This window comes from Nocardioides sp. (genome assembly GCF_041393715.1).
Lineage (GTDB): Bacteria > Actinomycetota > Actinomycetes > Propionibacteriales > Nocardioidaceae > Nocardioides.
This window is the reverse complement of record NZ_JAWKJQ010000005.1, coordinates 333145-345382: the sequence shown is the minus strand read 5'-3', so window position 1 is coordinate 345382 and position 12238 is coordinate 333145. Positions and strand designations below refer to the sequence as shown.

Annotated in this window: 9 protein-coding genes; 5 read left to right on the top strand and 4 right to left on the bottom strand. The window is 72.5% G+C overall.

What is annotated here, in order from left to right:
- Positions 1 to 195: 195 nt before the first annotated feature.
- Positions 196 to 861: a hypothetical protein gene (locus R2740_RS10580; protein WP_371302635.1), complete on the bottom strand. Its 666-nt coding sequence runs from the start codon at positions 859 to 861 to the stop codon at positions 196 to 198.
- A 155-nt stretch (positions 862 to 1016) separates the two neighbouring features.
- Here R2740_RS10580 and R2740_RS10575 point away from each other — a divergent pair, with 155 nt between their 5' ends.
- Positions 1017 to 2900, top strand: coding sequence for a sensor histidine kinase (locus R2740_RS10575; RefSeq protein ID WP_371302634.1), 1884 nt, complete (start codon positions 1017 to 1019; stop codon positions 2898 to 2900).
- The gene (locus R2740_RS10570) at positions 2897 to 3544 is read left to right on the top strand and encodes a response regulator transcription factor (protein ID WP_371302633.1); all 648 of its coding nucleotides are present in this window, start codon (positions 2897 to 2899) and stop codon (positions 3542 to 3544) included. The genes R2740_RS10575 and R2740_RS10570 overlap by 4 nt, the downstream gene beginning before the upstream one ends.
- 12 nt (positions 3545 to 3556) lie before the next feature.
- On the opposite strand, the gene R2740_RS10565 is transcribed toward R2740_RS10570, so the two are convergent.
- Entirely contained in the window at positions 3557 to 4525 is a 969-nt protein-coding gene (locus R2740_RS10565) for a YihY/virulence factor BrkB family protein (protein WP_371302632.1), read from the bottom strand.
- Between the two features lie 96 nt (positions 4526 to 4621).
- Here R2740_RS10565 and R2740_RS10560 point away from each other — a divergent pair, with 96 nt between their 5' ends.
- From R2740_RS10560 to R2740_RS10550, 3 genes are all read left to right on the top strand, one after another.
- Positions 4622 to 4915: a hypothetical protein gene (locus tag R2740_RS10560; protein WP_371302631.1), complete on the top strand. Its 294-nt coding sequence runs from the start codon at positions 4622 to 4624 to the stop codon at positions 4913 to 4915.
- Positions 4916 to 5022: 107 nt separating this feature from the next.
- Positions 5023 to 8913: a hypothetical protein gene (locus R2740_RS10555; protein ID WP_371302630.1), complete on the top strand. Its 3891-nt coding sequence runs from the start codon at positions 5023 to 5025 to the stop codon at positions 8911 to 8913.
- 76 nt (positions 8914 to 8989) lie between these two features.
- Positions 8990 to 9421: a hypothetical protein gene (locus tag R2740_RS10550; RefSeq protein ID WP_371302629.1), complete on the top strand. Its 432-nt coding sequence runs from the start codon at positions 8990 to 8992 to the stop codon at positions 9419 to 9421.
- On the opposite strand, the gene R2740_RS10545 is transcribed toward R2740_RS10550, so the two are convergent.
- Both R2740_RS10545 and R2740_RS10540 read right to left on the bottom strand, forming a co-directional pair.
- Positions 9411 to 10226, bottom strand: a complete 816-nt coding sequence (locus tag R2740_RS10545; RefSeq protein ID WP_371302628.1) for a hypothetical protein — start codon at positions 10224 to 10226, stop codon at positions 9411 to 9413. The genes R2740_RS10550 and R2740_RS10545 overlap by 11 nt on opposite strands.
- Before the next feature lie 64 nt (positions 10227 to 10290).
- Positions 10291 to 11679: a hypothetical protein gene (locus R2740_RS10540; RefSeq protein WP_371302646.1), complete on the bottom strand. Its 1389-nt coding sequence runs from the start codon at positions 11677 to 11679 to the stop codon at positions 10291 to 10293.
- Positions 11680 to 12238 lie beyond the last annotated feature (559 nt).

Genomic DNA, 12238 nt, shown 5'->3' with positions numbered 1-12238 from the left:
GAGCTCGAGAGCCTCGACCAGGTCCTCGGTGTGAGGGTCCTGGGAGTGTCTGGGAACGATGGATGTGCTCATGACGACCCCCTCGGGAGGCGCTTCCCATCCGTCTCCAGTCTCGTCCCGGCGGACCCGGGCGACAAGCGTCGGGGACGTCTGTTTGCTCACGCTCGCGGCTGGGTTCGGCGCAGGTCGGACTGCTCAGCCGCGGACCAGTACCTCGGCCGCCGTGGTCGACCTCCGGCCCTGTCTGCGCACCATGATGACGGACGCCGCGATCAGCCAGAACGGCAGCAGCAGATAGTTCACGAGGCCGCCCGGCGGGATGCCGGCGTCACCGAGGGCGCTGAGGACACCGAGGATCAGGGTGACGAGCGCGAACCACCGAGGCAGGACGGCGTTGCGCCGCCCGCCGAGTCCGATGGCCAGGAACGCGCCGGCGATGCCGATGCCCATCCCCGCGAAGCCGAAGTACCCGACGAAGTCGAGCACGTGGAGCGAGGCGTCATCGTGCACGTCCGCGGCGCCGTTGACGTAGCCCCAGCTCCACACCACCATCTGGCCGAGCCCGGCGACCACGACGATCCAGCTGGCGTAGGCGATGCTGGAGTACGTCGCCTCGGCGGCCTCGCCCGAGCGCAGCAGGTTGCGGACCGCGGTGGCGAAGAAGAGCAACGCGATGCCCATGGCGACGAGACAGGCCACGGCAGCGTAGTTGAGCCCCAGGTGGTCTTGGATCACTGCGCTCGACGCATGGCCCGGCAGGTCTCGGCTGCTGACATGGAAGAGGAAGGACTGGCCGATCCAGCACAGGCCGGCGACGGCTCCGGTCCAGGGAAGGACCCTCTCGAAACGACTGACGGACATGGAGATCTCCCTTCGGCGTGCGAGGCCGTCGGCCTCGCTGTCGGGTCACCGTCGCCCGCCCGGGGTCCCGTCCGCCTGAGCGCAGCGTCCCGGGCGGTTCGGGAAGGGTTCCCGGGCACCTGTCCCCCGGGGCTGTCAGGTCCCACACTGATCGGGTGAGCCCAGTCCTCCTCGCGGTACCCACGGTCGCGTCCGTGGCGGTCGGGGTCGCCGTGTTCCGCGCGAGACGGCGTCGGATCGGCTCGCTGCTGGTGCTGCACGGCCTCTGCTTCGCCCTGCTGCTGTCGTTCACCCAACCCAGCGAGGGCGGCGCCGGGGCCGTGGTCGACCAGCTCGGCGCGGGCTCCTGGGTCTTCCTGTTCCTCTGGCTGGTGCTGATCGCCTATGTGCTGCCCGACGAACGTCCCGCCTCACCGTTCTGGCGTCGCTGGGTCGCCGGAGGACTGGTGGCGGTCGCGGTCTTCCTGGTCGGCTCGGCGGGCGATGCCGCGGGCTACCGAGCGACCCACCATGGCACCCCGCCTCCGGTGCCATGGCTGCCCGAGACCGTGTCGGGCCTGTTGGGGGTGGTCGGCCTGCTGGGCACGGTCCTGCTGCTGGGCGGCAGCGCTTTCGCCGTACGTGGTCGGCTTCGGCAGGCCGCGGGCGAGGAGCGGGTCCAGCTGCTATGGCTTGTCTGGGGGGCCACGAGCCTGCCGGTGGCCCTGGCGCTGGCCTGGGTGGGCCACTTCGGTCTCGACGACGACCCCCTGGTCGTCAACGCGGCCCTGCTGCTGGCCGGGACCGCGCTCCCGATCACGATCGGCGTGGCCGTGCTGCGCCACCGGCTCTTCGATATCCGTCCTGTGCTCAGCCGGACCGTGACCTATGGCCTGCTCCTGGGCGCCGTCGTCTCGCTCTATGCCGGACTGCTCCTGGCGGCCGAGCACGTGCTCGGCTCCAGTGCCTGGGGAGGGCTGATGGCGGTGGGGATCATCGCCGTCGCCGTCCATCCGGCCGAGGCGTGGCTCCGAGCCCGCGTCGAGCGCTGGGTGTACGGCGACCGCGGGGACCCGGCGATGGCACTGCGCCGGCTCGCCGCCGCCACCGAGTCCGCGGAGTCTCTCGGACTCGTGGCGGCCATCACCGACACGGTGGCCCAGGCGCTCCGGGTCCACGACGTCTGGGTCGAGGCGACACCCCCGGCCGACGGCGACGACCAGGGCGTGGTCCGGGCCACGTTGGAGCACCGAGGCGAGCGCTACGGCGCCCTCGCGGTCGCGGTGCCGGCGGGCAGGGAGATGTCGGCCGCGGACCGAGACCTGCTCGCGGACCTGGCCCGCTACGCCGCAGTCACCGTCCGTGCGGCACGCCTCGCCGAGGATCTGCAGGCGTCGCGCTCGGGACTGGTCACGGCCAGGGAAGAGGAGCGCAAGCGACTGCGGCGAGACCTGCACGACGGCATCGGCCCGTCGCTGGCAGCCATCCTGCTCAAGCTCGAGGTGGCCCGGTCGACGAGGTCGGAGCAGGCGCGTGACGAGCTGCTCGGCGAGATCCGGGACGAGACCCGCGCCGCGGTCACCGAGGTACGACGGGTGGTCGACGACCTGCGGCCGCCGGCCATCGACGAGGTCGGCCTCGTCGGCGCGCTGCGTCAGCGCGCGGACTCGCTGTCCGGTGGGCGCGTTGTCTTCGACATCGACACCGCAGGTCCGCTGCCCGCACTGCCCGCCGCCGTGGAGGTCGCCGCCTTCCGGATCGTCTCGGAGGCGCTCACCAATGTGACCCGCCACTCCGGAGCGACTCGGTGTCGCCTCGAGGTCACGGCCGACCACGACCTGTGCCTCACGGTGTCCGACAACGGCCGCGGAGCGGGCCCCGACAGCCGTCCCGGCGTGGGGTGGGCCTCCATGAAGGAGCGAGCCGGCGAGCTCGGTGGACGCGTGAGCATCGACAACAGCGCCAGCGGCGGCGTCGTGGTGCGGGCGCTCCTGCCCCTTCCCGCCGCACGGCCGCCGAGCGACGTCGCCGCGGCGGAGGCAGCCGAGGTTGCCCGATGATCCGTGTCCTGGTGGCCGACGACCATCCGGCCTTCCGGCGTGGCCTTGAGCTGATGCTGGCCGACGTCGAGGACCTCGAGGTCGTCGGCCTCGCCGAGACCGGTGCCGAGGCGGTCGAGCTCGCCTCCGCGCTGGCGCCCGATGTGCTGCTCATGGACCTGCGGATGCCCGACCTCGACGGGATCGAGGCGACCCGGCGACTCACCCGGTCGGGTGCGGGTGCGGGGGTGGCGGTCGTCGTCCTCACGATGTTCGAGGACGACGACTCGGTGTTCGCCGCGATGCGCGCCGGAGCCCGCGGCTACCTCCTCAAGGGCGCCGATCAGGAGGAGATCGTCCGCGCCATCGGGGCTGCGGCCGCGGGCGAGGCCATCTTCGGTCGCGAGATCGCCGCTCGCATCATCGAGCATTTCGCACGCGGCGCGGGGTCGAGCGCCGCGGTCTTCCCGTCGCTGACCGGGCGCGAGCGCGAGGTGCTCGAGATGGTCGCCCGCGGCAAGGGGAACGCCACCATCGCCCACGAGTTGATGATCAGCCTCAAGACGGTGCGCAACCACGTCTCGAACATCTTCGTGAAGCTGCAGGTCCCCGATCGCGCTGCCGCGATCGTGAAGGCGCGCGAGGAGGGCCTCGGGGGCGGATGAGAGTCCCAGGCCTCACTCAGGAGTCGTCGGGCCGCGACTGCAGCGTCGGCGCGGAGCCTCGGGCTTCCCCTCCTGCGGCCGGCCGCGCACCAGCTGGCCCAGCGACCCTTCGTCGGTGGTGACCACCTGGCCGACCACGGCGGTGGCGAGCAGCCACCACGCGACGGCGTAGAGATAGGTGAGATAGGTGAACGCCACGCCGATCGCCCCGAACCGCGAGGCGCTGACCTCGATGGCCGTCGACAGGTAGCGCGTCGACACCGGATGGGCGAGAAGCATCCCGACGGCGAAGAGGAGCGCGCCCGGGACCAGCCAGCGCATCGGGACCCGGCCGGCGAGCAGCAGCCACGGCACCAGGGTGGCGATGCCGATGTTGACGCAGGCGACCAGCAGGGTGGCCCACCAGTCCCGGGGTGGGAGCGGCTCCAGCAGCGAGACCAGCTTCTGGGTGACCGCGACCGCGAGGGCCAGTCCGATCACGGCCACGAACCAGCGCCACGCCTGGGTCAGGCGGGTGCGGGTGCGACCGTTCATCCAGACGGCGTCGTAGGCCCGGATCATCGCCCTCGACAGGCTGGTGGCGGACACCAGGACGACCAGGATCCCGAGCACCCCGAAGGTGGCCGTGTCGCCGCCCGTCGTCACCTCGTCGAGCAGGTCCTGGGTGTCCTGCGGCAGCGAGCCGATCGAGGAGACCGCCGAGGAGACCTGGTCGGCGCCGAAGATCGCGGCGCCCATGATGATGATCGGGAAGACGGAGGTGAACAGCTGCGCCGCGATGGTCATGGCCCGGTCGAACACCTGGATCCGGCGCAGCCCGGTGGCCACCCGGAGCGCCACCCGGCCCGGCCACCGGTCCATCAACCACACCAGGACCGACATCACCCGCGGCGACAGCCGGTCCAGCACGGCCAGCTGCTCCTCGGCCATGCCGAACTCCACCAGCTCCGCGCGCAGGGCGTCGCGGTCCATGTTGGACATGCCCCTCCCGCGGTCCGATCGCGCGGCCGCCGACGGCCGACCCAGGGCAGCACAGTAGTCGGCGCCGGTGTGGACCGCGTGACTACCGTGGGACCCATGGACAGCGATCAGGTCCGACGGTCGGTCGACGCGGCACTGGTGCCGCTGGTCGCCTCCCTCGGTCCCTGGGGCGTGACCGACGCCCACTGGCTGCCGGACCGAGCCGGTGCCCCCGTGGTCTGGCTCCGCACCCGGACCGAGCGGGAGCGCGGGTCGCTGGCCGGGCAGGTGTGGCTGCTTCCCCAGGTGCAGGTCACGCTGACCCGCCTCAGCGTGCCGCACGAGATCGTGTGGCCGTTGCGCCTCGAGCTCACGTCGTACGAAGCAGAGCAGCGGCTGCTGGCCGAGTGACTTTGCCAAACCGGACGCCCCTGCCTCTGGTCACCCGGGCGGATCGGTACTAGCGTCCACAAGGGCCCCATTCTGGGGGACACGGACCTATCGGGGAGGCAGTGGTCGTGGCTCACACGCGCATTCGCAGGCGGTTGGTTCCGGTGGTCGGGGCGGCGCTGGCGCTGACCGGACTCACCTCGTTCGGCGCGGCATCCGGGGCGGGACCCGGAGCCGAGCCAGGTGACGAGCCGGTCTACCGGCCCGGCACCGCGCCGATGCGGATGAACGAGGAGGCGGAGGAGCACCTCCTCGAGCGCGACAAGTTCTTCACCAGCCGGCTGCGCGCCGGCGACGAGAAGCTGACCTGGGCCGAGGTCGGCAAGCTGCAGGCCAAGGCGGGCCGGGCGGCACGCACCGACCGCCGGGTCAGCGCCCGGGCCGCGGTGTCCGCCTCGAACCCCAGCACCTTCGACGGCACCTGGAGCAACGTCGGCGCCGCCCCGATCTACGAGGTGACCCGCAGCACGCCGATCCTCGAGCAGATGAACGGCCGGATCGGCGCCCTCGCGATCAACGACGACGGCACCTACATCCTGGGCGGCGCCCAGGGCGGCATCTGGGTGCTCGGGCCCTCGGACACCGAGTGGAGCCCGCGCACCGACAACCTGCCCTCGCTGGCCATCGGCGCCCTCGCCATCGCCCCCTCCGACGACCAGATCGTCTACGCCGGCACCGGCGAGGGTGAGCTCTCCGGCGACTCGCTCGCCGGCAACGGCGTCCTGAAGTCCACCGACGGCGGGCAGACCTGGGCGCACGTCTCCGGCGACTACTTCCAGGGCGTCGCGACCTCGCGGATCGTCGTCGACCCCACCAACGCCGACCACCTCTACGCCTCCGTGCTCAGCGGCCGGGGCGGCGCACGCCGCGTCTCGCCCCCGGTGCACAGCCGGTTCGGCATCTGGGAGTCCAAGGACGGCGGCGTGACCTGGAAGATCAAGCGGCAGGTGCCGATCGAGCACGGCGCGACCGACCTCGAGATGGACCCGCAGAACCCGAAGATCCTCTTCGCCAGCTTCTGGGGCGATGCGATCTACCGCTCCACCAACGGCGGTAACAGCTGGAAGAAGATCATGACCGGGCTGCCGACCGGCGTCGACTACGGCGAGGCGCCCACCCGGTTCTCGATCGCGATCTCCCACCCCGACGCCTCGAGCCCGGCGACGCTCTACACCGGCTTCCAGATCGGCGACGAGCCCGCCCACCTCTACAAGTCCGTCAACGGCGGCAACTCCTGGGCGCAGACCTCCGACGGCGCCGGGGACGACACGGTCGCCGACTACTGCGGCACGCAGTGCTGGTACGACAACGTGGTCGAGGCCGACCCGACCAACCCCGACATCGTCTACGCGGGTGGTCAGTTCAACTACAACATCGGCTCCGGCGGCATCTTCCGTTCCGACGACGGCGGCGCCACCTGGCTCAACCTCGGCTGGGACCAGCACCCCGACTTCCACGCCTTCGCCTTCGACCCTCAGGACAGCAACCACATCCTGAGCGGCTCCGACGGCGGTGTCTGGGAGAGCGCGGACCGGGGCGGGCGCACCAGCCCGGGCGACCCGCTCGACGCGGTGACCTGGCAGACCCTCAACGCCGGCGGCCTGTCGATCGGGCAGTACACCTCGGTCGCCACCAACCCGGCCTGGACGGACCTGTCCGGCAACCCGTTCCCGTCGCGGATCTGGGGCGGCACCCAGGACAACGGGACGATGCGCCACTTCACCGACCCCACCAACCCCGCGATGACCGACGTGTCGAGCGGTGACGGCGGCCAGGTGCTGGTCGACCCGACCGACTCCAACTACGTCTACGGCACCTACTTCGGGCTGAGCCCGTGGCGGTTCGACGACGGTGGCGCGTTCATCTTCGGCAACCAGTCGATCGCCCGCGGCATCGACCAGTCGGATCGCTCCGACTTCTACATCCCGTGGGTGCTCAACAAGGACAACCCGGACCAGCTGTTCCTCGGCTCCTACCGCGTCTACCGCACCGACAACGCGAAGGCCGCCTCGGCCGGTGACGTGCTCTGGACGCCGATCAGCGGTGACCTCACCGGCGGCTGCACCGGCACCGCACCCAACGGTGCCCGCACCTGTGCGCTGTCCGCGTTCGGCGTGGGCGGCGGCGACGCCGTGTGGGCCGGCTCGCTCGACGGCTACCTGTGGGTGAGCCCCGACGCGCAGACGGCCGACTCGCCGACCTGGCGCCGGATCCGCTCGCCGAAGCTGCCCAACCGGCCGATCCAGTCGATCGCGGTCGACCGCTCCAACTGGCGGATCGCCTACGTCGCCTACGGCGGCTTCTCCGAGTCGACGCCCGGCAAGCCCGGTCACCTGTTCGCGACGTTCAACGGCGGCTACACCTGGCAGGACGTCTCCGGCGACCTGCCCAACAGCCCGCTCAACTCGGTCGTCGCCGACCCGTCGTACGCCGGCACGCTCTACGCCGGCACCGACGTGGGCCCCTACGTCAGCTACAACGGCGGCAAGAGCTGGTCGTTCATGGGCGGCGACAGCCACGCGATCGTCGGCATCTGGCAGCTCGACCTCGACCCGAGCCACGGCGTCCTCGCGTCCGGCACCCACGGTCGCGGCGTCTACGGCCTGGTCGACGACAGCCCGCGGCCGGCGCTGGTGCTCGACAAGGTCGACTCCGGCACCCCGGTGGGCCCGGGGTCGACCATCGACTACACGATCACGCTGCGCAACATCGGCACCGGTGACGCGACCGACGTCCGGATGACCGACCGGCTCCCCAGCCGGACGTCGTTCGTCTCGGCGTCGGACGGCGGGACACTGCGGGGACGCACGGTCACCTGGCGGCATCTCGATGTGCCGGCCGGCGGCAGCGTCGACGTGACGCTCTCGGTCAAGATCCCGGCGGGCCTGCCCTCCGGCGTCCACCGGATCGTCAACAACTCGTTCCGCGCGGTGTCCTCCGAGGGGCCCCTCACCACGGGCTCGCCGACGGTCACCCCGATCGCCGACCCCTACGACGTCTCGGTGGCTCCGGCCGCCCAGACCGACGGGGCCAAGGTCGGGAGCAGCGTGGACTACCACCTGACCGTGACCAACCTGGGCTACCAGGATGACTCCTACACCCTGTCGGCCTCGGGTGGCTCGTTCCCGACGTCGTACTTCGAGTCCGACTGCACCACCCCGCTGACGTCGACGGCGACGATCGGAGCGGGCGCCAGCACCGACGTCTGCGTGCAGGTCTCCGTCCCCGCAGGAGCCGCCGACGGTGACACCAGCAGCTCGACGGTGACGGCGACCTCCACCGGTGACCCGAGCGTGTCCGGGTCGGGCACGATCACCACGATCGCGGTCGCCTCGGCGACCCTGGTGGTGGACGACGACGGCAACGGACCCGACGTGCAGTCCTACTACACCGACGCGCTCGACGCCGCCGGTGAGAGCTACCAGGTGTGGGACCTCGCGACGGACATGACGCTGCCGACGAACTACCTCGACTCGTTCACCAACGTGGTGTGGTTCACCGGCAACGCCTACCCCGCTCCGGTCACCCCCTACGAGTCGGAGCTCGCCGGGTTCCTCGACGGCGGCGGCAGGCTGTTCATGTCGGGTCAGGACATCCTCGACCAGGCAGCCGGCCAGACCGACTTCGTGAGGGACTACCTGCACGTCGACTGGGACGGCACCGAGGCACAGAACGACATCTTCACCGCCTCCGTGCACGGCGTGGCCGGCACGTTCACCTCCGGGGTGGGCGACGTTCCGCTGGACCTCACGGTCCTCGGCGACGCCTACATGGACCAGATCACGCCGATCAGCCCGGCCCAGGCGATCTTCACCGACGACTCCGGCGGTGACAACGCCCTGGCCGTGGACAGCGGCACCTACCGGGTGGTCTTCCTGGCCTTCCCGTTCGAGGAGTACGGCAACGCCGGTCAGAAGTCCGACCTGATGACCGCGGTGCTGGGCTACTTCGGTTCCTGAGCCGAGGGGTGGGGGCCGGCCGCGCCGGCCCCCACGTCCCCGGCCCGGCCGCGCGGCCGCGCGCTAGGTTCGAGGCATGGGGAGGTCCGCGCCGCGCTCGGTCGTCCTCGTGGCCCTGCTCAGCTGGTCGGTGGCGGCGTGTGGCGACGCGCCCTCGCCCACGCCGAGCGCCCCACCGGGAGGATCAGTGACCGACAGCGCCAGCCCGGCAGCAGTGCCGGTCAGCGGCACCGTCGAGGTGCCGGCGGTGGCCGCCTCCTGCTTCCCCGACGAGCCCTGTGACCCGCCGGTGGTGGCAGGACAGCTGGTGCTCTCCCACGACGGCGATGTGGTCGCCCGGATCCCGCTGGGCGCGCGGGGCGCCTTCACCACGCGGCTCCCGCCCGGCACCTACGCCGTCTCCGTGACGCCGGGCGGCCCCGGGATGCGGCTACGCCCGGGCACGCTCACCGTGCCTCCCGAGGGGCTGACGGACGTGCGGTTGCGACTCGTCGGCGCTACGAGCTGACCCTGAGGAAGGCACTGTCCACGACGCCGTTCCACTGGTCGGACGGCGTGGCGACCGTGGTGGCGTCCTGCAGCTTGCCGCCGACCGAGAAGGGCGTGTCCGCCGCGAAGGTGAGCGAGCCGACCGGACCGGTGGCGGAGATCGTCCGACGCACCGGCCCTCGGGTGCCGTCGCTGTGGACCCGCCGGACCCGCAGCACCAGGGAGTCGCCCTGGGCCGACGTACGCCTGCTGCAGGTCGCGTGGTACCACCGCTTGGTCCGGGTGGTGAGGGTCGAGGTGACCATCAGCGTGCCGTCGTCGCCCTTGACCCGACACGAGAACCGAGGGCCGTCGAGCTGGAGCTTGTACTGCGCGGTCTGGGTGGCCAAGCCGCGCTGCACCAGGTTGTTGCCGTTGTCGTTGGCCGTCCCGGTGCTGGCGTCGTCGAGCTTGGCGTCGGCGCCGAAGGTGAAGGCCGCGCTCCCGGGTGACAGCACATCGGTGCTGCCGGCGTTGGTGACCGCCACCACCGCCCGGGCGCCCTTCGCGGTGCCGTCGTAGGCCGGGTAGCGCGCGGCGAGCCCGGACTTGATGTGCGACCAGTGCGCCGTCAACGCGCCCCCGTTGGCCGTCACCACCGACTGGTCCGTGGTCCCACTCCCCGCATTGCCGACCGACGTGATCGACTGCCCGTCGGTGGCGTCGCTGAAGGTGATGCTGACGACGGTGTCGGAGGCCGCCGAGGCCGGGGCGACCGGTGCGACGCCCGCGAGCGCGAAGGACGACAGGCCGGCCAGCGCCACGCGGGTCCCGAGACGAGTCATGGGCACCACCGTACGTCGGCGGCCCGCGTCAGTCCGCATCCGTGGACGCGTGGCGGGCCGGCGGTCACGACCAGTGCCGTCGCATCACCGACGTCACGGCGAACGGGTCGTCGCCGAGCTGCGCCGCGACCACGCCGGCACCCTCCGGCGAGCCGGTGTAGAGCGCCTCTCCCCCGCCGACCCAGTGCTGCCAGGCCCGGGCGTAGCCCTGCGCGCGGCGGGCGTTGACGCCCAACGCGCTCGGCACCGGATGCCACACCTCCCCGTCGGGCGCCAGCAGGCCCGCCGCGGCGCGCAGCGCCCGGCCGACGGACGCGTCGCCGTCGAGGATCACCCAGCGCGGCACCAGGTAGCGCTGGTCGGCCACCGGTCCGAGCGCCTCCTCGAGCGCCTCGCCGAACAGCCGCGAGGCCGCCTCGTCGACGTGCTCGAGGGAGCATCGGTAGACCCCCTCGGCGTCGAGCCACACCGAGACCGCCTCCGCCCCGCGCGTGGCCAGACCAGCCTCGCGGAGCCCGTCGGCGACCGCGTTGGCCACCTGCCGGATGCTCGGCCGGCGGCCGGCCTCGGCGACCAGCCGTCGGCCGCGCCGGACCTCACGCAGGCCGCCGAGAGTGGTGACGGCGGCGAGGACTCCGGTCGCGGCAGCCACGACCACCGGCGGGTAGCCCGCCGCGACCACCGCGCCGACACCCGCCGAGGCCGCGCCGACGCCCATCACGGCGGCGGCCAGCGGCCCCCGTCGGGCCGGGACCCGCGTCGGGCCGACCCGGACCGCCGGGGGCTGCTGGTCGGTCCCCCACTCCCGGGGGCGGTCCGGCAGCACCCGCACCGTGCGCGCCACGTGGTCGTCGTAGGGCTCGCCGACGCGCCAGCCCGCCGCGAGCGTGGCGCGGCCGGTGCTGCGCGCCACCATCCGGGCGTTGACCTCGCCGAACTCCCGGGCGGCGGGCGCTGCGAAGGGCGAGAAGGAGTCGTCCAGGTGGGCCACCCCGTCGACGATCTCGCCCTCGCCGTCCAGCGCGAAGAAGCCCTCGTGCTTCCTGACCAGGCGCTGCCAGTCGTTGTCGCCCTTGGGGTGCTGCTCGGCGACGCACACGACCGACCAGGTGACGGCGACCTTCTCCGGCCAGGTCGGGTCCAGGCGCAGCGCCCGGCCGCGGGTCTGCACGACGCTGGTGGCCGTGGTGGCCGCCGTCAGGTCGACCAGGCCGGTCACGCACGGGGCGTCCCAGCCCTCCCCCAGCAGCGCCCGGGTGCCGACCAGCACCTGGCACCCACCCCCCGCAAGGTACGCCGTCACGAGCGGGACCCACTGCCGGCTCGACCAGGACCCCTCCAGGACGCTGAGGCCGTCGCCGTGCGCCGCGACGACCAGCCCGGCCGCCAGCGACGGGTCGCCGACCGCGACGGCGGCGCGCAGGTCCTCGAGCACCTCGAGCTCTCCGGCCACGGTCGACCCGGTGACCAGCAGCGGGCGCAACCCGCGGGTCGCCGGGTCCGTGACCAGACGAGCGACCAGTGCCAGTGCCGACCCGGCCTCCCGGGCTCAGCACCCCGGTCAGGTCGGCGGGCAGCGTCGCCGTGGCCCGCTCGTGGTCGCAGAGCACCAGCATCCGCATCCGGTCACCGAGCACACCGTGCTCGTGGTCGAGGATCTCGACGGTCGCCAGCGCCTTGCTGTCCGAGCGCGCCAGGACCCGGTCCACCGGCGATCGGCCACGACGGATGCCGCGCCGGGTCCACTGGTAGCCCACCGACGGCAGGGCCCGGCGGATCGCCTCGGCGACCTCGGCGTCGGCCGGGTCGGCCGAGGCGACCAGGTGCCCGCGCGCCCAGTCGTCGACCAGGGCGACCCAGTCGTCGGCGGTCGGCTCCTGACGGTGCGCCTCGGTGACCCGGGCACCACGCGGGAGCCCGAGCAGACCGACATGGTGCATCCGCAGGGCCGCCCGGCACAGGTCGGGCTCGGCGGCCACCAGCTCGGCCCAGGGCACCTCGTCGGCGAGGAC